22 protein-coding genes are annotated in these 21,540 nt (G+C 68.8%); 16 read left to right on the forward strand and 6 right to left on the reverse strand.

Annotation, left to right across the window (positions count from 1 at the left end):
• Window positions 1–4: 4 nt before the first annotated feature.
• Genes VAR608DRAFT_RS30460 through VAR608DRAFT_RS30470 form a run of 3 tightly spaced genes read right to left on the reverse strand, consistent with a single transcriptional unit; the run spans window position 5 to window position 3,334 of the window.
• Entirely contained in the window at window positions 5–1,642 is a 1,638-nt protein-coding gene (locus tag VAR608DRAFT_RS30460; RefSeq protein ID WP_088957469.1) for an NADP-dependent glyceraldehyde-3-phosphate dehydrogenase, read from the reverse strand.
• A 22-nt stretch (window positions 1,643–1,664) separates the two neighbouring features.
• The gene (locus VAR608DRAFT_RS30465) at window positions 1,665–2,882 is read right to left on the reverse strand and encodes an ROK family transcriptional regulator (RefSeq protein WP_088957470.1); all 1,218 of its coding nucleotides are present in this window, start codon (window positions 2,880–2,882) and stop codon (window positions 1,665–1,667) included.
• The gene (locus VAR608DRAFT_RS30470; RefSeq protein ID WP_088959061.1) at window positions 2,879–3,334 is read right to left on the reverse strand and encodes an RbsD/FucU family protein; all 456 of its coding nucleotides are present in this window, start codon (window positions 3,332–3,334) and stop codon (window positions 2,879–2,881) included. Before VAR608DRAFT_RS30470 ends, VAR608DRAFT_RS30465 begins: the two co-directional genes overlap by 4 nt.
• Before the next feature lie 364 nt (window positions 3,335–3,698).
• Between VAR608DRAFT_RS30470 and VAR608DRAFT_RS30475 the strand changes: the two genes are divergently transcribed.
• Genes VAR608DRAFT_RS30475 through VAR608DRAFT_RS30500 form a run of 6 tightly spaced genes read left to right on the forward strand, consistent with a single transcriptional unit; the run spans window position 3,699 to window position 10,430 of the window.
• Entirely contained in the window at window positions 3,699–4,955 is a 1,257-nt protein-coding gene (locus VAR608DRAFT_RS30475; RefSeq protein WP_231973017.1) for an ROK family protein, read from the forward strand.
• Window positions 4,948–6,489, forward strand: coding sequence for a sugar ABC transporter ATP-binding protein (locus VAR608DRAFT_RS30480; RefSeq protein ID WP_088957472.1), 1,542 nt, complete (start codon window positions 4,948–4,950; stop codon window positions 6,487–6,489). Before VAR608DRAFT_RS30475 ends, VAR608DRAFT_RS30480 begins: the two co-directional genes overlap by 8 nt.
• 32 nt (window positions 6,490–6,521) lie before the next feature.
• Entirely contained in the window at window positions 6,522–7,592 is a 1,071-nt protein-coding gene (locus VAR608DRAFT_RS30485) for an ABC transporter permease subunit (RefSeq protein WP_088957473.1), read from the forward strand.
• Between the two features lie 54 nt (window positions 7,593–7,646).
• Window positions 7,647–8,585, forward strand: a complete 939-nt coding sequence (locus VAR608DRAFT_RS30490) for an ABC transporter substrate-binding protein (RefSeq protein ID WP_088956438.1) — start codon at window positions 7,647–7,649, stop codon at window positions 8,583–8,585.
• 17 nt (window positions 8,586–8,602) lie between these two features.
• Entirely contained in the window at window positions 8,603–9,529 is a 927-nt protein-coding gene (locus VAR608DRAFT_RS30495) for a carbohydrate kinase family protein (protein WP_088957474.1), read from the forward strand.
• Between the two features lie 4 nt (window positions 9,530–9,533).
• A complete protein-coding gene (locus VAR608DRAFT_RS30500) occupies window positions 9,534–10,430 on the forward strand; it encodes an SMP-30/gluconolactonase/LRE family protein (RefSeq protein ID WP_088957475.1) in 897 nt (298 codons plus the stop codon).
• Between the two features lie 34 nt (window positions 10,431–10,464).
• Here VAR608DRAFT_RS30500 and VAR608DRAFT_RS30505 read toward each other — a convergent pair whose 3' ends face one another.
• Together VAR608DRAFT_RS30505 and VAR608DRAFT_RS30510 are read right to left on the reverse strand one after the other, a co-directional pair.
• The gene (locus tag VAR608DRAFT_RS30505) at window positions 10,465–11,211 is read right to left on the reverse strand and encodes a winged helix-turn-helix domain-containing protein (protein WP_231973018.1); all 747 of its coding nucleotides are present in this window, start codon (window positions 11,209–11,211) and stop codon (window positions 10,465–10,467) included.
• A gap of 34 nt (window positions 11,212–11,245) precedes the next feature.
• The gene (locus VAR608DRAFT_RS30510; protein WP_088957477.1) at window positions 11,246–11,650 is read right to left on the reverse strand and encodes a TraR/DksA family transcriptional regulator; all 405 of its coding nucleotides are present in this window, start codon (window positions 11,648–11,650) and stop codon (window positions 11,246–11,248) included.
• A gap of 167 nt (window positions 11,651–11,817) precedes the next feature.
• On the opposite strand from VAR608DRAFT_RS30510, the gene VAR608DRAFT_RS30515 reads away from it, so the two are divergent.
• Window positions 11,818–12,678, forward strand: a complete 861-nt coding sequence (locus VAR608DRAFT_RS30515) for a universal stress protein (protein ID WP_231973019.1) — start codon at window positions 11,818–11,820, stop codon at window positions 12,676–12,678.
• 22 nt (window positions 12,679–12,700) lie between these two features.
• A complete protein-coding gene (locus VAR608DRAFT_RS30520) occupies window positions 12,701–14,191 on the forward strand; it encodes a bifunctional aminoglycoside phosphotransferase/ATP-binding protein (protein WP_231973020.1) in 1,491 nt (496 codons plus the stop codon).
• On the opposite strand, the gene VAR608DRAFT_RS30525 is transcribed toward VAR608DRAFT_RS30520, so the two are convergent.
• Window positions 14,165–15,841: a mechanosensitive ion channel family protein gene (locus VAR608DRAFT_RS30525; RefSeq protein ID WP_088957478.1), complete on the reverse strand. Its 1,677-nt coding sequence runs from the start codon at window positions 15,839–15,841 to the stop codon at window positions 14,165–14,167. The two genes, VAR608DRAFT_RS30520 and VAR608DRAFT_RS30525, sit on opposite strands and share 27 nt — an antisense overlap.
• 188 nt (window positions 15,842–16,029) lie before the next feature.
• Between VAR608DRAFT_RS30525 and VAR608DRAFT_RS30530 the strand changes: the two genes are divergently transcribed.
• The 8 genes from VAR608DRAFT_RS30530 (at window position 16,030) to VAR608DRAFT_RS30565 (ending at window position 21,535) form a co-directional block, all read left to right on the forward strand.
• Complete coding sequence (locus VAR608DRAFT_RS30530) at window positions 16,030–16,566, forward strand: universal stress protein (protein WP_088957479.1); 537 nt, start codon at window positions 16,030–16,032, stop codon at window positions 16,564–16,566.
• Between the two features lie 117 nt (window positions 16,567–16,683).
• Complete coding sequence (locus tag VAR608DRAFT_RS30535) at window positions 16,684–17,364, forward strand: hypothetical protein (RefSeq protein WP_157731167.1); 681 nt, start codon at window positions 16,684–16,686, stop codon at window positions 17,362–17,364.
• 115 nt (window positions 17,365–17,479) lie between these two features.
• A complete protein-coding gene (locus tag VAR608DRAFT_RS30540) occupies window positions 17,480–18,031 on the forward strand; it encodes a universal stress protein (RefSeq protein ID WP_088957481.1) in 552 nt (183 codons plus the stop codon).
• 40 nt (window positions 18,032–18,071) lie between these two features.
• A complete protein-coding gene (locus VAR608DRAFT_RS30545; RefSeq protein WP_088954159.1) occupies window positions 18,072–18,899 on the forward strand; it encodes a universal stress protein in 828 nt (275 codons plus the stop codon).
• A gap of 9 nt (window positions 18,900–18,908) precedes the next feature.
• Entirely contained in the window at window positions 18,909–19,301 is a 393-nt protein-coding gene (locus tag VAR608DRAFT_RS30550) for a CBS domain-containing protein (RefSeq protein ID WP_088957482.1), read from the forward strand.
• Between the two features lie 103 nt (window positions 19,302–19,404).
• Window positions 19,405–20,055, forward strand: a complete 651-nt coding sequence (locus VAR608DRAFT_RS30555; protein ID WP_088954156.1) for a BON domain-containing protein — start codon at window positions 19,405–19,407, stop codon at window positions 20,053–20,055.
• A gap of 167 nt (window positions 20,056–20,222) precedes the next feature.
• Window positions 20,223–20,957 carry a Crp/Fnr family transcriptional regulator gene (locus VAR608DRAFT_RS30560; protein WP_088957483.1) on the forward strand — a complete coding sequence of 245 codons (735 nt, stop codon included), beginning with the start codon at window positions 20,223–20,225 and terminating at the stop codon, window positions 20,955–20,957.
• Between the two features lie 113 nt (window positions 20,958–21,070).
• A complete protein-coding gene (locus VAR608DRAFT_RS30565) occupies window positions 21,071–21,535 on the forward strand; it encodes a hypothetical protein (protein ID WP_088957484.1) in 465 nt (154 codons plus the stop codon).
• Window positions 21,536–21,540 lie beyond the last annotated feature (5 nt).

Raw genomic sequence — 21,540 nt, forward strand, 5'->3', positions numbered from 1 at the left:
CCCTTCAGAGAATGAAGCCGGTGTTGATGAAGCTGGACTGGTGGTCCTGCACGATGGCGTTGAGCAGCTTCTTGGCTTGCTCGGTCTGCTTGGCGGCCACCATCGAGCGGATCGAGAAGGCGCGCAGCGCATCGGCCACCGACAGCGTGCCCTCGGCCGAGTCCTTGCGGCCGGCAAAGGGAAACACGTCCGGGCCGCGCTGGCATTGGCAGTTGATGTTGACGCGGCACACCTGGTTGACCAGCGGGTCGACCAGCGCGCCGATCTGGCCCGGGTCGGAGCCGAAGATGCTGACCTGCTGGCCGTGGTCCGAGGTGATGACGTAGTCGAGCGCGGTCTCGATGTCGTCGAAGGGCATCACCGGCACCAGCGGGCCGAACTGCTCCTCGCGGTAGAGCTTCATGCCCTCGGCGACCGGGTACACCACCGCGGGATGGAACAGCGTCTGGCAGAACTCGCCGCCGCCCTCGTTGACGACGCGTGCGCCCTTCGCGCGGGCATCGTCGAGCGCCTCGGTCATGTAGGCGGTGCGGTGCAGTCCGGGCAGCGGCGTGATGCTCACGCCGCTCTCCCAGGGCATGCCGATCTTGAGCTTGTCGAGTTCCTCCACGAAGCGCTGCAGGAAGCGGTCGGCGATCGAGCGGTGCACGATCAGCATCTTGAGCGCCGTGCAGCGCTGGCCGTTGAACGACAGCGCGCCCAGGAGGCATTCCTTGACCGTGAGCTCGATGTCGGCGTCGGGCAGGATGATGGCGGCGTTCTTGGCGTCCAGGCCGAGGATCGCCCGCAGGCGGTGCGACTTCGGATGCTGCTTCTTCAGGTGGTCGGCCACCTTGCTCGAACCGATCAGCGCCAGCACGTTGACCTTGCCCGAGGCCAAGAGGCGCGGCACCACCAGCGCACCGGGCGCATAGATGGTGTTGATCACGCCCGCGGGAAAGGCCGAGCGGAAGGCCTCCAGCAGCGGATGGAACAAGAGCGTGCCGTACTGCGGCGGCTTGAACACCACCGTGTTGCCCATCAGCAGTGCCGGGATCAGCGTCGCGAAAGTCTCGTTCAGCGGGTAGTTGTACGGCCCCATGCAGAGCACCACGCCGAGCGGCGTGCGCCGGATCTGGCCGATGGTGCCCTCGGCGATCTCGAAGCGCGAGCTCGCGTTGTCCAGGTCCTTCAGCGCCTGGATGGTGGCCTGGATGTACTCGACGGTGCGGTCGAACTCCTTGCGCGAATCGGCCAGGCTCTTGCCGATCTCCCACATGATCAGGTTCACGATCGCCTCGCGCTGCTGCGCCATGCGGCGCACGAACTCCTGCATGCAGGCGATGCGCTCGGCCACCGCCATGGTCGGCCATTCGCCGCGGCCGTTGGCATAGGCGGCCACCGCGGCGTCGAGCGCGGCATCGCTCTCGGCCTCGCCCATCACCGGGTAGCTGCCGATCTCGACCTGGCGCACTTCGCCGGTGGCAGCATCGCGCGTGCACACCGGCGACAGCACGGTCTTGCTCGGGCCGCTCCATTCGATCAGCCGGCCGGCGACCAGCGAGTGGCGCTGGTGGATCTGTTCGGCCAGGCGGTATTCGGCCGGGATGTCCTCGGGAGCGGGAAAGTGCTGTGCGAGTTGGGCGCTGCGGTCGGTGGTCATGGGGTCTCCGTAGGGTTGGGGATCAGCGATCGAGCTTGAGGAACAGGTCGCGATCGGGGGCGAAGTTCGCGTACAGCGGCAACATCGCGCCGCCGATCGCGCGTGCATCGGCGCCAATGGCGCCGGCGAGCAGTCCGGGACGCGCGATGCCTTCCCAGCTGAACCGGTCCAGCGCGCCATCGATCTGCGCCAGAACCTCAGCCAGCATCTCGCGGCTGAACGACCCGTCGACGATCACGCCGTCGAGCTCCAGCAGCGCCGTCGCGCTATGAATGGCCATGGCGATCGCCGGGCTCGCCCCCTGCATCCATTCGCGCGTGATGGGCAGCCATGGCGCCTCGACCGCGCGCGCATCGGCGACGGCGCGCGCGTCGAGCCCCGCCTGCGCGTACATCTTCTCGAGCGTGAAGAGGGATGCCACGCTCAGCAATTGGCGCGGCGCAGCGCCGTCGGCGCCGCCGAGCCCGAGCGGCATCGACCCCAGGGCCCCGGCGTTGCCGGTGGCTCCGGGACGCAGGTGGCTGTCGATCACGAGCCCCCCGCCGATGAAGGTGTCGATGAAGACGTACAGGAAGCTGCGGACGCTGCGTCCGCGCCCGGCCACCAGTTCGGCCACGCAGGCGGCTGCCGTGTCCTTGACGAGTTCGACCGGCAGCGACGTCATGGCAGCCACCCGCGCGCGGATGTCGATGTCGTTCCACTTGGCGGCCTGCTCCGGCGCCACGCCGAGCAGCGACTGCCAGCCGCCGAGCGACAGCGGCGCCGCGATGCCGATGCCGTACAGCAATTCCGCACGCTCGGGGCCGAGCGACTGGCGCAAGGTCTTCAGGCGCGCGCGGATCTCGTCGAACAAGGTGTCGGGATCGGGGAACTCGTAGGCCAGCGTCAGGCGCTCGCGCACCTGTTCGGTGAAGTCGACCAGCAGCACGTCGAGGCTGCGCCGCCCGATCTTGATGCCGATCGAATACGCGCCTTCGGGATTCAGCGCCATCGGCACGGACGGCTGCCCGATCTTGCCGCGCAGCGGCGCGCGCTTGACCACCAGCGCGTCGGCCTCCAGGCGCGAGATGATGATCTGCACCGTCTGCGCCGAGAGATGGGTCAGGCGCGCGATCTCTGCCTTCGGCAGCGGGCCGTTCAGGCGGATCGCCTGCAGCACCACGCGCTCGTTGAACTGGCGTATGCCCACCTGGTTGGAACCGCGCGGACGCACCCCATCGGCACCCTGGGCGCTGTTCATGGCAGGAGGTCCTGTGCGATCACGCCCTTCCTGAACAGGAAGTTGGCGTAGGGCTGCAACTCGCCCGTCTGCACGATGGCGTAGGCGCCGCGCACGCGCTCGTAGAACGCGAAACGCTCCACCGGCTCGCACTGGGCGTCCGTCGCATCGCGGCGCGAGACCAGTTGGCCGATGACGTCGCGCTGCAGCGCCGAGCGATAGCCCTCGGGGGTGCCGCTCACCTGCATGAACGCGACCGGCTGGGTCACGGCTGCATCGAGCGGGAACACGGACAGGACCGCTCTGCAGGCCTCGCGCATCCCCACGCCGGACAGGCGCAGGATCGGCTTGCCGCGGCCGAGCGACGCGGCCGTGAAATTGGCATCGGCCAGGACGATCTCGTCGCCATGCCCCATTTCGCACAACACCTTGAGCAGTTCGGGGCAAAGGAGCGGGTCGATGTTCTTCAGCAAGCTTGTCTCCACGTGCGGCCGGTCGACGGACCGACCGCGGTTCCTTGGTCTGTCGCCCTTGCGACAAGGGGATTATGGGCACTTCATATTAATAAATCAATTGAATTTATTTAGTGTTCTCCCTAATCCCTGACCCAGCGGAAGGAGCGCCAGGCCCCGCCTCGGCAACCCGTCCTTTGCCCTTGCCTGGCCTGAGCCTGGACCGAGTCGATCCCAACCGTCCGTCGGACCCGGATCCGCGGAAACGAAACATCGGGAAATCCCTGATCGCGCATCTCGACCCACGCACTAAACTTTCTTCAACTTGAATTAATTAATAGCCGAGACGATGCGAATGCCGGCCCGGCACTCAAGGAGACATGCGGTGAGACAAAGCGGCCCCGGACGGGGTACGAATTCGGTGAACCTGCGGCTCTACAACGAGCGCACGCTGCTGCAGCGCCTGCGCCGCGCCGGTGAGGCCTCGAAGGCCGATCTGGCGCGCTGGGCCCAGCTCACGAACACCGCCGTCGGCAGCATCGTCCAGTCGCTCGAGGAGTCCCACCTGATCGAAACGGCCGGCCGCCGCCAGGAAGGCCAGCGCGGCCAGCCCGCCGGCCTCTACCGCATCAACCCCGAAGGCGCCTACGGCATCGGCGTGCGGCTCGACCGCACCAGCATCGAAACCGTGCTGATCGACCTCGGCGGCCGCATCCTCGCCCGTGAAGCGCATGACCTTCTCCTGCCCCATCCCGAGCGCGCGCTGGCGCTCGTGACGAAAGACGTGGCCCGCATGGTCGCGGCGCTCGACCGCGAGCAGCGCGGCCGCCTGATGGGTGTGGGCCTGGCCCAGCCCTACAACCTCGGAAGCTGGCTGCGCGAACTCGACCTGAAAGCCGACTTCCGCATCTGGGACGACGTCGACTTCGGCGCCCTGCTCTCCCAGGCCGTCCAGCAGCCGGTGTTCAAGGAAAACGACGGCAACGCCGCCGCCATCGCCGAGCTTTTCTTCGGCGTCGGCCGCGAGGAAAACGACTTCCTCTACGTCTTCATCGGCGCCGCGCTCGGCGCCGGCGCCGTGATCGGCGGCGAGAGCCTGCGCGGCAGCACCGGCAACGCGGCCGACCTCGGGCTCATGCCGGTCCCGCCCAGCCGCCTGGCATCGGCCCCGCCCTTGGACCGTCAATGGGACATCCTGCTGTCGCGCGCCTCGCTGAATTCGCTGGCGCGCCACCTGCGCCACAACGGCCTGCCGGTGCGCAACCACGACGACCTCGAAGCGCGCGTCCAATCCGGCGGCCGCGAAGTCAACGAATGGCTCGACGACTGCGTGGATGCCCTCGTTCCTTCGCTGCGCGCATCGCTCGCGGTGCTCGACCTGCCCGCCGTGGTGATCGACTGCGACATCGACGAAGGCCTGGTCGACCAGCTCATCCGGCGCGTCGATGCGGGCCTCAGGCAGATCGCACCCGAAGCCCGGCAGACGCCGCGCCTGCTGCGCGGCAGCTTCGGCGCCAATGCCGGCGCCGTCGGCGCGGCCAGCCTGCCCATGTTCTTCAGTTTCTCGCCGCGCGCCGACGTGCTGCGCGGACAGTCCGCCTCCGCTTTCTCCCACACCGCCAAGGAGACCACCCATGCCTGAAGGCACCCCTCACCTGCTCGAACTGCGCAACATCTCCAAGACCTTCCCCGGCGTGAAGGCCTTGCAGAACGTGCAACTGCAAGCCAACAAGGGCCTCGTGCATGCCCTGATGGGCGAGAACGGCGCCGGCAAGTCGACGCTCATGAAGATCCTCTCGGGCGCCTACATGCCCGACCCCGGCGCCGAGATCCGCATCGACGGCAAGCCCGTGACCATCGATGGCCCGCTGGCGGCCAAGGCGCTCGGCGTGTCAGTGATCTACCAGGAGCTCAGCCTCGCGCCCAACCTCACGGTGGCGGAGAACATCTACATGGGCCGCCCGATGGTCAAGGGCGCGCTGGTCGACCGCGCCGGCATGGCCGAATCGTGCGCCGCCACGCTGCAGCGCCTCGGTGCGGACTTCGGGCCGTCCACCATCGTCGAGACGCTCTCCATCGCGCAGCGCCAGCTGGTGGAAATCGCACGCGCGGTGCACTTCGACTGCCGCATCCTGGTGATGGACGAGCCGACCACGCCGCTGTCCACCCACGAGACCGACCGCCTCTTCGCGCTCATCAAGCGCCTGCGCAGCGAGGGCATCGCGATCCTCTACATCAGCCATCGCATGGACGAGATCGACGAGCTGGCCGACGAGGTCACGGTGCTGCGCGACGGCACCTACGTCGGCACGCTGGCGCGCGCCGAGCTCTCGCGCGACAAGCTGGTGAAGATGATGGTCGGCCGCGACCTCTCGGGTTTCTACCGCAAGGAACACCAGGGCCTGCACACGGGCGAGCGCATGCTGGCGGTGCGCAACATGTCCGACGGCCGCCGCGTGCGCGACTGCAGCCTGGAGCTGTTCGCGGGCGAGGTGCTCGGCCTTGCCGGCCTGGTCGGCGCCGGACGCACGGAACTGGCGCGGCTGATCTTCGGCGCCGATGCCCGCACCAGCGGCGAAGTGCAGCTGGGCGACAAGCCCCTCAAGATCGAGCAGCCGCTCGACGCCATCCGCTCGGGCATCCTCTACCTGACCGAAGACCGCAAGGGCGAGGGCCTGTTCCTCGACCTGAGCGTGCGCGAAAACATCAACGTGATGGTCTGCCCGCTGGACGCCCAGGCCGGCGGCGTGATGGACGGCCGGCGCGCCGTCGAGCGCGCCCGCGATGCGATTCGGCAGCTCTCGATCCGCGTCGCCTCGCCGCGCGTCAACGTGGGATCGCTGTCGGGCGGCAACCAGCAGAAGGTGCTGCTGGCGCGCCTCTTGGAGCTCAAGCCGAAGGTGCTGATCCTCGACGAGCCCACGCGCGGCGTGGACATCGGCGCCAAGAGCGAGATCTATCGCCTGATCGACGAGCTCGCGCGCCGCGGCGTCGCGGTGCTCGTGATCTCGAGCGAGCTGGCCGAAGTGGTCGGCATCTGCGACCGCGTGATCGTGATGCGCGAGGGCCATCTCGTCGGCGAAGTCGGCGGCGACACCGGCATCGCGATCACCCAGGAAAACATCGTGGCCCTGGCCACCGGCGCCACCAGCGGCACCGTCCCGACCGTGCACTGACCCCTTCACCCCTACGCATCCGGAGACACACCATGAACCCATCGCACCCGGCCGACCCGGCCCTGCCCGATCCCTTCCCGGCAGCCGCCCCGATCGCCGACGGCAGCAGCACGCCCGCCGTTCCCGTCACGGAGCACGTGAAGCCCGTCGTGCCGACATCGCGCAGCAAGGACCTCCTGCGCGCCATCGGCATGCTGCCGGTGCTGATCCTGCTGTGCATCGGCTTTGCGGTGTCGAGCGAGAACTTCGCCAGCTGGCAGAACTTCTCCATCATCACCCAGCAGGCCTCGATCAACATCGTGCTCGCCGCGGGCATGACCTTCGTCATCCTCACCGGCGGCATCGACCTGTCGGTGGGCTCGATCCTGGCGGCCTCGGCCGTGGTGGCCATGCTGATGTCGAACGTTCCCGGCCTCGGCATGCTGGGCATCGCCGCGGGCCTCGGCTGCGGCCTCGTCTTCGGCCTGATCAACGGCGTGCTCGTGGCCTTCGTGAAGCTGCCGCCGTTCATCGTGACGCTCGGTGCACTCACCGCGGTGCGCGGCATCGCGCGGCTGATCGGCAACGACGCCACCGTCTTCAACCCGCAGCTGCCCTTCGCCTTCATCGGCAACGGCGACGTGCTGGGCGTGCCATGGCTGGTGATCATCGCCTTCGCGGTGATCGCGCTGTCGTGGTTCATCCTGCGCCGCACGGTGCTGGGCCTGAACATCTACTCGGTCGGCGGCAACCCCGAAGCCGCGCGCCTCGCGGGCATCAAGGTCTGGGCGGTGCTGCTGTTCGTCTACTGCACCTCGGGGCTGCTCTCGGGCCTGGGCGGCGTGATGGCTTCGGCGCGGCTCTACGCGGCCAATGGACTGCAGCTGGGCGCCTCCTACGAACTCGACGCGATCGCCGCCGTGATCCTTGGCGGCACCAGCTTCGTCGGCGGCACGGGCTCGATCGTCGGCACATTGGTCGGCGCGCTGATCATCGCGGTGCTCACCAACGGCCTGATCCTGCTGGGCGTGTCCGACATCTGGCAATACATCGTCAAGGGCCTCGTGATCATCGGCGCCGTCGCGCTCGATCGCTACCGCCGCAAGGGCTCCGCAAGGACCTGACCCCCGCATCGCTTCCCCTCAACCCACCCACCAACCACCACCTGGAGACTCTTCATGCGCAAGCAACTCTTCGCCCTCGCCGCCATTGCCGCTGCCCTCGCGGCGCCCCTCGCACACGCCGCGGACAAGGAATTCAAGAACGTGGGCATCACGCTGGGCTCGATGGGCAATCCCTTCTTCGTCTCGCTCGCCAAGGGCGCCGAAGCCAGGGCCAAGCAGTACAACCCGAACGTGAAGGTCACGGCGCTGTCGGCCGACTACGACCTGAACAAGCAGTTCTCGCAGATCGACGGCTTCATCTCCGCCGGCTCGGACCTGATCCTGGTGAACGCGGTCGATGCCAAGGCGATCGAGCCGGCGCTGATGAAGGCCAAGAAGGCCGGCATCATCGTGGTCGGCGTGGACGTGGCGGCCAACGGCGCCGATGCCACCGTGCAGACCAACAACGTGCAGGCCGGCGAGATCGCCTGCCAGTACATCGCCGACAAGCTCGGCGGCAAGGGCAATGTGATCATCCAGAACGGCCCGCAGGTGTCGGCCGTGATCGACCGCGTCAACGGCTGCAAGACGGTGTTCAAGAAGAGCCCCGACATCAAGGTCCTCTCGGACGACCAGGACGCCAAGGGCTCGCGCGAAGGGGGCCTGAACGTGATGCAGAACCACCTCACGCGCTTCCCCAAGATCGATGCGGTGTTCGCCATCAACGACCCGCAGGCGATCGGCACCGACCTGGCGGCCAAGCAGCTCAACCGCAAGAACATCATCATCACCTCGGTGGACGGCGCGCCGGACATCGAGACCGCGCTCAAGGGCGACACCCAGGTGCAGGCCTCGGCCAGCCAGGACCCCTACATGATCGCCGTGAAGGCGGTGGAGATCGGGCATGACATCCTCAACGGCAAGAAGCCCGAGTCCCCGATGACGCTGTTGCCCTCGACGCTGATCACGCGCACCAACGTCAAGGACTACAAGGGCTGGCAGGCGCCGCGCTGAAGCCGGGAGGAACCGTCATGTTCGTGGTCTGCGGCGAAGCGCTGATGGATGTCTACATGGGCGAGTCCACGCCCACGGGCATGACGCTGGATGCGCGCATCGGCGGCTCGCCTCTCAACGTGGCGCAGGGCCTGGCGCGGCTGGCGCGGCCCGTCGCCTTCCTGACGGGCCTGTCGAGCGATGCGCTCGGCGAGCGGCTCCTGGCCTCGCTTCGGGACGAAGGGGTCGACACCTCGCTGATCCTGCGCAGCGACGCGCCGAGCACGCTGAGCGTGGTGAGCGTCGACGCGAGCGGCGTGCCGCGCTACGCCTTCCACGGCAACGGCGCGGCGGACCGGCAGATCACGCAGGACACGCTCCCTGCGCTGCCGGCGGCGACGCGCGTGCTGCAGTTCGGCTCGTATGCGCTGGTGGTGGAGCCGGTGGGCAGTGCGCTCCGAGCATTGGCGGCGCGCGAGCGCGACCGGCGCCTCATCGCCTACGACCCGAACGTGCGGCTCAATGTCGAGCCCGACCTCGGGCACTGGCGCGCGGTGGTCGAGCAGATGGTGTCGATCGCGCATCTGGTGAAGGTGAGCGACGAGGACCTGGGCCTGCTCTACCCGGCCGAGACACCGGAGCAGGTCGCGGCGCGCTGGCTGGCGCAGGGCGCATCGCTGGTGGCCGTGACGCGCGGCCGGCACGGGGCGAGCGCGTGGACCCGCAGCGCGCAAGCGAATGTGCCGTCGCCCGAGACGAAGGTCATCGACACGGTCGGCGCGGGCGACACCTTCCAGGCGGCGCTGCTGACCTGGCTGGACGAGCACGGTGCGCTCGCGCCAGAAGCCTTGTCGAAACTGGATGCCGCATCGCTCGATGCGCTGCTGCGATTCGCCGCACGCGCCGCCGCGATCACCTGTTCGCGCCGCGGCGCGGACATGCCGCGGCGCGACGAGCTCGCCTGATGTGATGGACATCGAACGCCTGCCCGTCGAACCCTGCCTGCTCGGCGAATCGCCGCTGTGGCATCCGCGCGAGCAGGCGCTGTACTGGTGCGACATCCCGGGCCGCACCCTGCATCGCTATGACCCCGGCAGCCAGGCACACGCGAGCTGGGCCTTCGCGCACGATCTCGGCTGCTGCGCCGCCTGCGACGACGGCACGCTGATCGTGGCGCAGCGCGACAGCCTGCTCGGCTTCGATCCGGCGACCGGCGGGCGGACCGTGATGGCCAGCGCCCCCTACGACACGGCGTTCGAGCGCTTCAACGACGGCAAGACCGACCCGCGCGGCCGCTTCTGGGTCGGGACGATCTACGAACCACGCGACCAGCGTCTGGCATCGCTGTACCGGCTCGATCCGCAGGGCCTGCAGCGCGTCGCCGGCGACATCACGACCAGCAACGGCCTCGCCTTCAGTCCCGACGGCCGCACGATGTACTGGGCCGACACCAAGGCCCACACGGTCACCGCCTGGGACTACGACCTCAAGCGCGGCGAGCCCGCGAACCGCCGCATCTTCGCGCGCTTCGACCCACCGGCCGCACACCCGCCCTCCGGAGACTACGCCGGCCGGCCCGACGGCGCCGCCGTCGATTCGGAGGGCTGCTACTGGGTGGCGATGTTCGAAGGCGGCCGGGTGCTGCGCTACTCGCCAGAGGGCGAGTTGTTGCGCACGGTTCAGCTCCCCGTGCGTTGCCCGACCATGCCCTGCTTCGGAGGGGCGGACCTGCGCACCCTCTACATCACCACGGCGCGAGAGAAGCGGCCGGCCGACGAGCTGGCAGCCATGCCGTGGTCCGGCTGCGTTCTGCAACTGCGCGTCGATGTACCGGGACTTCCGGCCACCCTCGTGCGACAGCCATGACGGTCGCTGGCACGACCCGGCCACGGCTCCGGGTTCAGCCGGCTTCGACCTTCGCGACCAGGATGTAGCCTGCCCCGCGCACCGACTTGATGATCTGGGGGTTGCCCGGGTCGGCTTCGAGCTTGCGGCGCAGACGCCCGATCTGCACGTCGATGGTCCGGTCGAACGGGCCCGCCTCGCGCCCGCGCGTGGATTCGAGCAGGAAATCGCGCGACAGCACCCGGTTCGGGTGGCTTGCGAGCACGCTGAGCAGTTCGAACTCCCCGGTGGTCAGCACGGTCTCCGTGCCGTTCGGATCGAGCAGGCGTCGTGCGGCCGTGTCGAGCGCCCAGTTCGCAAAGCGCAGCACCTGCCCATTCGGGGCCGGCGGCGAAGCCACGGCCGGGGCAGCCGGCGGCGGGGCCGGCGCCACGCGCCGCAGCACGGCCTTGATGCGGGCCAGCAGCTCGCGCAGATCGAAGGGCTTGGTGACATAGTCGTCGGCCCCCACCTCCAGCCCCACCACCTTGTCCACCGCGTCGCCGCGGCCCGTCACGATGATGAGGCCGCAGTGCCAGTGTTCGCGCACGGTCCGGGCGATCGCGAAACCGTCCTCCCCCGGCAGGCCGAGGTCGAGCAGGAGCAGGGCCGGTGGATCGCTGGCCATCAACGCCATCAGGTCCGATCCCGAGTGGACCGCGCTGACGCGATAGCCCTGGGCGCTCAGGTAGACGGACAGCATGCGGGTGATCTCGACCTCGTCGTCGAGGACGGCGAGATGCGGGGTGGCGACTGTGTTCACCGGGCCATCGTAACCCGGCCGGCGGCCTTCGACTTCAGGTGCGGCGCTGCCTTTCGCTGGCCAGCTGGCAGGCGCCGCAGCGCAGCGCCGTCGGATAGGCCATGAGGCGCTCGCGCGGAATGCCTTCTGCGCAGTCCACGCACACGCCATAGCGGCCCTCGTCCATTCGCCGCAGGGCCTGCTCGATCTCACGCAGGCGCTGGCGATCGGCGTCGATCTCGGCGAAGCGCAGGTCCTCGCTGCGCTCCAGTTCCGCATCGTCCGCGTTGTCGTGGACCTCATGTTCGTACGACACGCGCTCCTGGAGGGGGTTCAGCGGCTCGGTGCGCCGACACAGCTCGTCCAGCGTGCGTTGCTTCAGGGTCTCGAGCTGCCTGCGCAAGGTCTGGCGGTCGAGCTCGGCCAACACGCCGCTTGGGACCGGTGCATCGGATTTCATGGCATTCCTTTCACATGGGGAGCGAGGCATGAGGCCCCCGCTTCGGCCCAATGTAGGGAAGACGCCGGCGTGCCGGTTTGTGCTGGATCAAACCGGAGTTCGACGCCCGGCCTTGACGAAGCGCAAACGCCGCCGGCGCCTGCGCGCGAAGATGCGGCATCGCATCCATGAAGAAGGGCACAGCGGTGAGCTACAAGACGATCCTGGTCCACCTCGACAACAGCAGCCGTTGCGCGGCGCGCATCGCCTTCACTGCGGCACTGGCGCACGAGCACGATGCCCACGTGGTCGGCCTGCTGCCGACGGGCCTCTACGAAGGCTCGATCCCGGCCGGCGCGATCGACACCGGTGCGGGCGATTTCATTGCGGAATCGGCCGCCTACCTGAAGCAGCGCGCCGAAGGCATCGCCGAGACCTTCCGCACGCAGATGAAGGCCTCGCGATCCGTCTCCTTCGAGTTGCGCCAGGTCGACGGCTTGACCACCGACGCATTGATCGAGCATGGGCGCACCAGCGATCTCGTGGTGCTCGGCCAGGAAGGCGGCGGCGACCGGACGGATACCCCCTCCCACGGGCTGGTGGGCGAGGTCATGCTGGGACTTGGCCGCCCCGTGGCGGTGGTGCCCTACGCCGGAGAGTTCAAGGCAGCCCCGCGCCGCGTCATGGTGGCCTGGAACGGTTCGCGCGAATCCGCGCTGGCCCTCGGCGCGGCCTTGCCGGTGCTGTCGCGCGCCGACCAGGTGACGCTGCTCCATGTCGCCGGGAAGGATGACACGGAGGACGCGCGGCCGATGATGCAGCTGCATCTCGCCGGCTGGCTCGACCGGCACGGCATCGCGGCCACGGTCGACCGCCTGGTCGGCGACGTGCCGATGTCCGACGCGCTGCTGTCACGGCTGTGCGACCTCCAGAGCGACATGCTCGTGATGGGCGGCTATGGCCACTCGCGCGTGCGCGAGCTGGTGCTGGGCGGGATGACGCGCGAGATCCTCGCGCACATGACCGTGCCCGTGCTGATGGCCCACTGACCCGGCGCCCGAGTCAGTGCACGTGCCAACCCCGGAACCAGACGGTCCGCCCCCGCGGGGCCGGCTGGCGGAGCACGCAGCCCTGGTGCGCGCGCTCGCGCTGCGACTGGGCGCGCGGGTGATCGAGACCCACATCTCCTGGATCCTGCTCACGCCCGCTCACGCCTACAAGCTGAAGAAGCCGGTGCGCCTCGCCTTCCTGGACTACGCCACGCTGCGCAAGCGGCGGCACTTCTGCCACGAGGAAGTGCGCGTGAACCGCCGCACGGCGCCTTCGCTGTACCTGGGTGTCGCACGCATCACGGGGAACCCATCGGCGCCCGAGATCGACGGCGCCGGGCCGGTGCTCGACTATGCCGTGCACATGCGACGTTTCGCCGATGGAGCCCTCTTCAGCGAGCGATTGGCCGCAGGCACGCTCACCGCGCGCGACGTGGACGAGCTTGCCGCCATGCTGGCCGCTGCGCACGCTGCAGCGCCCGTCCGGCGCCACGTAACCGCTGAGCACACGGGGCACGCGCCCCCGCTGCGCCGCGCCCTGGCTGCGCTCGAGGGCGTGCGCCCGATGCTCTCCGCCGCCGAGAGCGCAGGCCTGCAGGCGTGGCTCGAGGCAGGCGCCCGCAAGCTCGAGCCCGAATGGGTCTCGCGCCGCCGCAGCGGCCATGTCCGCGAATGCCACGGCGACCTTCACCTGGACAACATCGTCGACCTCGACGGGGCGGTCGCCGGCTTCGACGCCATCGAGTTCGACCCCGCGCTGCGATGGATCGACGTTGCGGAAGATGCAGCGTTTCCGGCGATGGACTTCGCGGCGCGCGGGCGGCCGGACTTCGCCTGGCGATTCCTCAACGCATGGCTCGACGCCACCGGCGAGCAGCAAGCCGCAGGCGTGCTGCGCTACGCGCTCGTCTACCGGGCACTGGTGCGCGCCCAGGTCGAGCACCTGCGCGCGGGCCGCTGCGCCGCGGCAACGGCCTACGTCCGCGCGGCACTCGAATGGTCGCACCCGGCCTTGCCGCGCCTGGTGATCACGCACGGCCTGCCCGGCTCCGGCAAGACCTTCCAGTCCCAAAGGCTGCTGGAGCAGCATGGGGCGATCCGCGTGCGCTCCGACGTGGAACGCAAGCGCCTGTTCGGCCTGGGTGCGCTCGAGAGCTCGCGCGCGCACGGGCTCGACATCTATTCGCGCGAGGCGACGGCGCGCACCTACGAGCAGCTCTTCGCGCTCGCGCGCACCCTCCTCGGCGCGGGCTTCAGCGTGGTGATCGATGCGGCTTTCCTGCGTCGCGCCGAGCGCGACGCGGCACATGAACTCGCACGCCGGTGCGGCGTGCGGTTCCAGATCCTCGCCTGCCAGGCACCGGATGGGGTCCTGCGCGAGCGCCTCGCCGCCCGCACATCCGATGCCTCGGAGGCCGACGCCGCCGTGCTGCGGCAGTTGCGCGCGGCCGCCGAGCCGCTCGCAGCCGACGAGCCCCTCCTGCCCTCACCCCTGGCGGCCGCGCACGGATGACACCTGCGGGCCCGGCGAGGCGGGGCTCGCGTACCACTGCGTCTTCGGCACCACGACCGCGTGGTCCGGCTGGCCCAGGAAGTGCGGCGACATGATCTGGACACCGTGCTCGTTGAAGGCGTCCTGGATGCTCTCGTGAAGGGCCGAAAGGATCGGGATGCGGTCCGGCGGGTTCTCGATGCTGGCGAACAGCTCGTATTCGACGTAGAAGTCCGACAGCGCGCGCTGGTAGACGTAGGGCTCCGGCGTCGCGCGCACGCCGCGGGTCCTGCGCGCCGCGTCGATCAGCAGTGCATGCACCTGCCGCCAGGGCGCGTCGTAGCCGATGGTGACCTTGGTGCTGAGCAGCGTGCCGTGCGTGCCCGAGAGCTTCGAATAGTTGTGGATCGGACTGGAGATCACGACCGAATTCGGGATCGTGATTTCGTCGTTGCGCACGTTGACGATCTTGGTCGCGAGCGAGGCCACCTCGGTGACCACGCCCTGCACGCCGTTGATGTCGACGAAGTCGCCCTTGTGCAGCGAGCGCGAGTAGATGACGACCAGCCCGCTCATGAGTTGCGTGACCAGCCCGGTGGACCCGAGCGTGATCATCAGGCCGAACAGGACCGAGAGTCCCTTGAACACATCGCTGCTCGCGCCGGGCAGGAAAGGATAGGCCACTGCGATGCCGACGCACCAGGCAAAGACCGTGAAGATGCGGCGGGTCGCGCTCACGGTCTCGGGGTGGAACAGCGGCAGGCGCAGGCGGCCCTTCTGCAGCGCATCGAACAGGTAGCCCAGCAGGTCGACGACCAGGCGTGTGAATGCGAGGACGATCACGACGGTTGCAAACCCCGGCAGGCTGTCCAGCGCGCCCTCGGCCAGCCAGGAGAGCTTGTGCACCAGCCAATCGCCGAGATCGCGCGCGATCGGCGCCGTGGCCACGAAGCTGCCGAGCACGAAGTGCGCCCATGAATAGGTGAGCGCGAGCAGGACGATCCATTGGAGCACCTGCAGGACAACGACCGCCACCCTGGCGAGGAATTCGCGCCAGTCGACGTGGGAAAAGCGTGCCGCGAGCACGTCCCGCCTCTTTTCCATCAGCACCACCACCCGGGCCATGACCCGATAGGCGCCCCAGACCAACGCAACGAAGAGCAAGGTGGCACCAGCCGACCGCAACAGGCCTTGCAGCAACAGCGGCCTGCTGCGCATCTCGCCCCATGCGGCGTGGACCTCCTCCATGTGGTCGCGCGTCTGGGCGACCAGGGCGTCGAAATCCTGCTTGGTGTCGGCGTCGACGTCACCCTCGACCACCGAGAACAAGGGAAGGTCGCCGACCAGGAACTGCACGCCGCGGCCGCCGCCGGACTGGAACTGCACGGTATTGATCGGCAGCGCAACCGCCTCGTCCGGCAACGCCTCCAGGCGTTCGCGGGCCCGCCGCACGCGCGCCTGCGGCGTCATGCCGGCGATGCGCCCCCGCATCGTGAGGATGTCGCGATGGAGTATGCGCAGCGTGGCGGCTTCGTCGGGCTGGGCGGCGGCGGATGGCGCCGACGCCTTCGATGCGAGGTCCCCGGCATCCGCCGCGGCCTGGCAGGTGGCGCTGAAGGCAAGCAGCCATCCCGCCACAAGGGTCGCCAACATCGAAGTCATGCTGCTCATGGTCTCGTCCGGTGCGCCGCGTGGGCCTTGCCCTCCCTGGGTCGTTCGATGCTATTTTGGCGGATATCGCTGCCGCTTGATCCGGATCAAGCGGCATCGGCCCCTGCGGCGCTTGACCTGCGTCAATCGCGATCGCGGGCTGCGCGCCATACTGGGGCTCGTTCAAGAACACCCACAAGGAGCACGCCATGTACCAGCAGATTCTCGTCCCCGTCGACGGCAGCGCGACCTCGATGCAGGGCCTCGAGCAGGCCATCGACATGGCGCGACTCGTCAACGGCAGGCTGCGGCTGATCCACGTGGTCGACGAGCTGTCCGCCGCCTTTGCGATGGACGCCTATTCCGGCTATGTCGGCGACTGGGTGGGCCTGCTGCGCGAGAACGGCAGCAAGCTCCTGGCCGAATGCCGGCAGAAGGCCCTGGCCGCCGGCATCGCAGCGGACACGATACTGCGCGACAACCTCGACGGCTCGGTGCCCGAGCTCGTCACGAAGGAGGCCGCGAGCTGGCCGGCCGATCTGATCGTGCTGGGCACCCACGGCCGCCGCGGGGCGAAGCGCCTGTTCCTCGGCAGCAGCGCCGAGCAGATCCTGCGCATCGCGCCCGTCCCCATCCTGCTGGTGCGCGCGATCGAACAGCCGACCGAGGGCGAAAAGACGGAGGCGGAGGCCGGGCGCAAGCCGCTTCGCGTGACGCTGCCCAGCGGCGCGCTGGCGATCGAATGAGCCACGGGCGCCTGTCAGGCGCTTGAGGACGCATCGATATTGAGCGGCGTCAAGTCCGCCCGTCGCAACCGGCGTAGCGTTGGCCGCGTGATCGCCTCTCATGCCGTGCGACCTCCGGTGGCCGACCCCCTGTCTTCCGCCGGGATTGCCTCCCTCATTGCGACCGCCGAGCAACTGCGGCGGCCCGCAGCCGCGCGTCCGCTGCGCGGCAAGAACCTCGCGCTGCTGCGTCCGGATGCCTCCGCCGGGCCGTCGAGCCTGCAACATGCCGCCGAGGAAATCGGCGCCCGCGTGGCCATGCTGGAATTTCCCCGCCCCGCGCGGACCCGCCAAGCAGACGAGGAGGTCGGTACGCTGGCCCGTCTGCTCGGCCGCATGTACGACGGCATCGATTGCGCCGATCTCCATGCCTCGATCCGGCGGCTGATCGAGTCGCAGGCCGGCGTGCCGGTGTTCCCCGGCCTGGAACTCGATACCCATCCGGCCCGGGTGATCGCGGACCTCTGGACGCTCTGCGAGCACCAGGGCCCGGGCGACCGGCGGATCGTCTTCATCGGCAACGGACGCAGGGCGCGGGCCCGGATGTTCATGGCCGCGGCCCGCGCGATGGGCGTCGCGATCCTCACGAAGACCCGCGCCGAGGGCGGCGGCGAGAAGATGGCGGCGGTCGCGGACGCCTCCGGGCCCGGCCGCTGGGTCCTGTGGATCGGCGACATGGCGGTCGACGACGAAGCCGCGCAGGACAACCACCGCCGCATCATGCAGGCCGTGCTGGTCGACGCCTTGCGCAGCGCCTGAGTCTTTCGTCGGGCGGCACCCGATGACCCTCGTTTGCGCCAGATCAAGCGCGTCCTTCGCTGCCCTTTCGATACTGGGCGCATCGCATTACCTGCACCGCACCGAAGGAGGCTCCATGTACCAACGCATCCTGGTCCCCGTCGACGGCAGCCCGGTCTCGCAGCACGGACTCGAAGAGGCCATCCGCCTCGCCCAGCTGACCCATGGCCGGCTGCGGCTGGTCCATGTCGTCGACGACCTGTCGCTGGCCCTCGCCATGGACGCTCAGTCCGGCACGCCGGGAAAGTGGCTTCAGGCCGCACGCGACGACGGTGCGCGTGTCATCGAGGACGCGAAGCGCAGCGCACTGGCGGCCGGCGTCGAGGTCGAGACCGCGCTGCACGAACGCTACACCGCGACGGCATACCCCGCGGTCATCTCTGAATCCCCGGTCCAGGACGTCGTCATCACGGAAGCCACGCAATGGCGTGCCGACCTGATCGTGCTCGGCACGCACGGGCGCCGCGGCGTCTCGCGGCTCGTCATGGGAAGCAGCGCGGAACAGATTCTTCGCCTCGCACCCGTGCCGGTCCTGCTGGTGCGTGCGCAAGACGAAGGGAAGCAGGCGGACGCGAAAAACGAGGCGATCCGCATCCACCAGCCGACCGGGGCACTGTCGATCGAGTAGCCGAACAGCGAGGCGCGTCCGGAAAGACGGGCAAAGGACCATGACCGCGTTTCAATCCCTTCTCGTGCACCTGGACGGCACGGCGCGCGCCGCGGTGCGCATGAACCTCGCGCTCAGACTCGCGCTCGCCTGGCGGGCCCGCGTCAGCGCACTGTTTGCGGTCGCTCCGAGCCACCTGCCCCTGCTGCCGGTGGGCCCCGGCATGCCGCCGCTGCCGCCGGACGCGCGCATCGAGGCCGAACACCGCCGACGTGCGCTGGCGACCTACGATCGCTCCTGCGCCCTCGCGAACCAGCCCTGCGAATGGCTCGAACTGGACGGCGATCCGGTCATCGAGACCTTCACCCGCCGGGCGCTGCTCGCCGATCTGCTCTTTCTGGGCCAGCGCGATCCGGCCGATGCGACCGGCTTCGATGTTCCTGCCGACTTCGTCGAATCGGTCGTGATCGGCAGCGGGCGTCCGGCGCTGATCATTCCCTTCGCCGGCGAGATCGCGGATTCGCCGGACAGCGCACTGGTGGCGTGGAAGCCCACGCGCGAGTGCGCGCGCGCGCTCGCGGCGGCGATTCCCTTCCTGCAGAAGGCACACCACGTCCATCTGGTCGAGGAAGACGGGGCCGAGTGGCATTCCGTGCCCATCGACGTGCGCGACTACCTGCGCCTGCATGGCATCGAGCGGGTCCACGAGCACGCAAGGCTCGCGCCGGACAGCGACGGCGAGGCGATCCTTTCGATCGCCTCCGACTGCGATGCCGATCTGCTCGTCATGGGCTGCTACGGGCACAGCCGCGCGCGCGAGCTGCTGCTCGGTGGGGCGACGCGGACCGTGCTGGATTCGATGACGCTTCCGGTCCTCATGGCGCATTGAGGAGTCGACATGAGCCAAGCCATTTCCTCCCTGATGCAGCGTCCCGTCGTCAGCGTGGGCATGGACGACACGGTGGCCCAGGTGGAGGCACTGCTCGCCAGCCGGCACCTGACCTGGGTCCCCGTGCTCGAGCCGACGAATCGCGAGGTGGCCGGGATCATCAGCGCCGCGGATCTCGTGGCTTTCCACGCGCAGGGCCGCGATCCCGCCACGACCCGTGCCTGGCAGATGTGCACCTACAAGCCGGTCGTGGTGGACGCCGGGACACCGGTCGCCATGGTGGCCGCGCTCATGGTCGAGCGCGGCATCCACCACGTGGCCGTGAGCGACCGCAACGGCATTGCCGGCGTCGTCTCGTCGCTGGACTTCGTGCGGACCTTCGTGCCCGAGGGCCTTCGCTGAGCGGACGGCTCGCACCACCTACCGCGGCCTGGCCCGCTCGAAGCAGCCACCGCCACCCTTTAAGCGCCCATCCTGGCGCCATCACCCCATGAAAGGAAGTCACATGCGATCCGATGCACAACTCAGGAGCGACGTCCAGGCCGAACTGGACTGGGATCCCGCGATCCACTCGACCCAGATCGGGGTGATCGCCGCGGACGGCATCGTCACCCTGACGGGCCACGTCGCCAGCCACGCCGAGAAGCACGCCGCCGAATCCGCGGCCCGTCGCGTCAAGGGGGTCAAGGCACTGGCGGTGGAGATCACCGTCAAGCTGCCCGACGACGCGACGCGCAGCGACGCCGACATCGCCCTCGCGGCCGAACGCGGCCTCGAATGGTCGGCGCTCGTGCCGGCCGCCACGATCAAGCCGGAGGTCGAGAACGGCTGGGTCACCCTGAACGGCGAAGTCGAGTGGGACTACCAGCGCCGGGCCGCCGAGAAGGCGGTGCGCAACCTGATGGGCGTCACCGGCGTCACGAACGCGATCAGGATCATTCCGAAGGTGAAGGTGGTCGATATCGAGAAGCGGCTTCACGACGCCCTGTCGCGCCAGGCCGACCGCGAAGCCGGCCACATCCAGGTCACGGTGGAGGGCTCCGAGGTCCGCCTCAAAGGCAGGGTCCACTCCTGGGCGGAACTCAACGCGGTGCAGGGCGCGGCCTGGTCGGCGCCCGGCGTGAGCTCGGTGGTCAATGACCTCATGATCGACTGACCTGCGGGTTCCCTGGCTGCCCCGGCGTGCCCCGACGCCGCGCTGCGCTCGCTGTTCTCGTTTACAGAGCATTTACGCAGCGTTACGCAACCGCTTTCTCCGTTCCGCGAACTGTTTCATCGCAAGCCTAGGCTCACGGTCATTCATTAGGATCAGGAGCAAATGCGATGACACAGGTATTCGACCAGCGGGCAGTGGATGAGGCATCGTTCGCGCAGCGTATTGCCGACACCCTCCAACTGGTGCAGGCGACACTGCCCGTGCAACGGCGCATGGTTCACGCCGGCGACACGATCTACCAGGTGGGCCAGGAGTTCGGCTCGCTGTATGTCGTGAATTCGGGCCTGGTCAAGATGGTGAACCTTTCGAGCGAAGGCCGCGAACAGGTGGTCGCCCTGCACTTCCGGGGCGATTGGCTGGGTCTGGACGGCATCGCCGGCGGCCACTACGGCTGCGATGCGGTTGCCATGGACACGGGCGAAGTGTGGTCGTTCCGCTATGACGACCTCCTGCGCGCCGCCCTGCGGACGCCGGCGCTGCTGACCGCGCTGCACGAAGCGATGAGCAGGCAGCTGGCACGCGATCACGAGTCCCTCCAGTCCCTGTGCGCGCTGCCGGCCGATGCCCGGGTGGCAGGGTTCCTGCACTACTGGGCCGAAGCGATGGCACGGCGCGGCTTGCGCACGGACCAGATTTCCCTGCGCATGACGCGCGCGGAGATCGGGAACTACCTGGGCATGACGCTCGAGACCGTCAGCCGCGCGCTGTCCCGCCTGGCCCGCAGCGATGTCATCCGCTTCATGGAAAAGGGTCGGCGCGACATCCACATCCCCCGCGTCGAAGCCCTGACGACCTTCATGGCGCAGGTTGCGGGGCCAGCCAGTGCGAGGGCGATTCACTAGGGCAGTTGGCCTAACTATCGAACCGATCTAGCTTTCCCGGCCTAGGTGTTTGCGAAGAAGATGAACCCGTCGCGCCAATCCGGCGAAGACCGATTCACTTCAAAGGAAGCTTCATGTCCACGCAGAACATCTCCTCGGCCGCCATCCACGTCGTCGGCCAATACAACGACGCCGGCAAGACCCTGGTCAACGCCTATCGCGCAGGCGCGTACCGCCTGCTCGGGGGCACGGGCTTCCTGGCGAAGCGCGTCGACATCGAAACCGGCCGCCTGGTCGCCCTCATGGACCGCTTCGCCGAGAGCGCCACGAGCGGCATCGAATCCATCGCCAAGGCCGCGGCGCGCGTCGAAGCGCCGCTGACCACTTCCGTCATCAACGCCTTCGCGCGCGTCCACCAGCCGATCGCCAGCGCGTCGGTGAAGATCGCCGACACTGTCGCTGCCGGTGCGAAGAAAATCGAGCGCCGCGTGGCCGGCAGCGCGGAATCCGGCTCGCATGGGGCACAAGCGACGAAGTCGAGGGCGACGCCCGCCGCGCGCCGTCGCACCCCGCGCGGGTCGCGCGCGCTCAAGGCCTGACCCCG

This window comes from Variovorax sp. HW608 (assembly GCF_900090195.1).
Taxonomy (GTDB): domain Bacteria; phylum Pseudomonadota; class Gammaproteobacteria; order Burkholderiales; family Burkholderiaceae_C; genus Variovorax.

What these genes read in the sequence shown, in the direction of transcription:
- VAR608DRAFT_RS30495 (WP_088957474.1), top strand. Translation starts at nt 8,603, where the DNA reads ATGTTCGTGGTCTGCGGCGAAGCGCTGATGGATGTCTACATGGGCGAG.
- VAR608DRAFT_RS30480 (WP_088957472.1), top strand. Translation starts at nt 4,948, where the DNA reads ATGCCTGAAGGCACCCCTCACCTGCTCGAACTGCGCAACATCTCCAAG.
- VAR608DRAFT_RS30530 (WP_088957479.1), top strand. Translation starts at nt 16,030, where the DNA reads ATGTACCAGCAGATTCTCGTCCCCGTCGACGGCAGCGCGACCTCGATG.
- VAR608DRAFT_RS30560 (WP_088957483.1), top strand. Translation starts at nt 20,223, where the DNA reads ATGACACAGGTATTCGACCAGCGGGCAGTGGATGAGGCATCGTTCGCG.
- VAR608DRAFT_RS30500 (WP_088957475.1), top strand. Translation starts at nt 9,534, where the DNA reads ATGGACATCGAACGCCTGCCCGTCGAACCCTGCCTGCTCGGCGAATCG.
- VAR608DRAFT_RS30525 (WP_088957478.1), bottom strand. Translation starts at nt 15,841, where the DNA reads ATGAGCAGCATGACTTCGATGTTGGCGACCCTTGTGGCGGGATGGCTG.
- VAR608DRAFT_RS30490 (WP_088956438.1), top strand. Translation starts at nt 7,647, where the DNA reads ATGCGCAAGCAACTCTTCGCCCTCGCCGCCATTGCCGCTGCCCTCGCG.
- VAR608DRAFT_RS30465 (WP_088957470.1), bottom strand. Translation starts at nt 2,882, where the DNA reads ATGAACAGCGCCCAGGGTGCCGATGGGGTGCGTCCGCGCGGTTCCAAC.
- VAR608DRAFT_RS30510 (WP_088957477.1), bottom strand. Translation starts at nt 11,650, where the DNA reads ATGAAATCCGATGCACCGGTCCCAAGCGGCGTGTTGGCCGAGCTCGAC.
- VAR608DRAFT_RS30555 (WP_088954156.1), top strand. Translation starts at nt 19,405, where the DNA reads ATGCGATCCGATGCACAACTCAGGAGCGACGTCCAGGCCGAACTGGAC.
- VAR608DRAFT_RS30540 (WP_088957481.1), top strand. Translation starts at nt 17,480, where the DNA reads ATGTACCAACGCATCCTGGTCCCCGTCGACGGCAGCCCGGTCTCGCAG.
- VAR608DRAFT_RS30460 (WP_088957469.1), bottom strand. Translation starts at nt 1,642, where the DNA reads ATGACCACCGACCGCAGCGCCCAACTCGCACAGCACTTTCCCGCTCCC.
- VAR608DRAFT_RS30515 (WP_231973019.1), top strand. Translation starts at nt 11,818, where the DNA reads ATGAAGAAGGGCACAGCGGTGAGCTACAAGACGATCCTGGTCCACCTC.
- VAR608DRAFT_RS30565 (WP_088957484.1), top strand. Translation starts at nt 21,071, where the DNA reads ATGTCCACGCAGAACATCTCCTCGGCCGCCATCCACGTCGTCGGCCAA.
- VAR608DRAFT_RS30485 (WP_088957473.1), top strand. Translation starts at nt 6,522, where the DNA reads ATGAACCCATCGCACCCGGCCGACCCGGCCCTGCCCGATCCCTTCCCG.
- VAR608DRAFT_RS30545 (WP_088954159.1), top strand. Translation starts at nt 18,072, where the DNA reads ATGACCGCGTTTCAATCCCTTCTCGTGCACCTGGACGGCACGGCGCGC.
- VAR608DRAFT_RS30550 (WP_088957482.1), top strand. Translation starts at nt 18,909, where the DNA reads ATGAGCCAAGCCATTTCCTCCCTGATGCAGCGTCCCGTCGTCAGCGTG.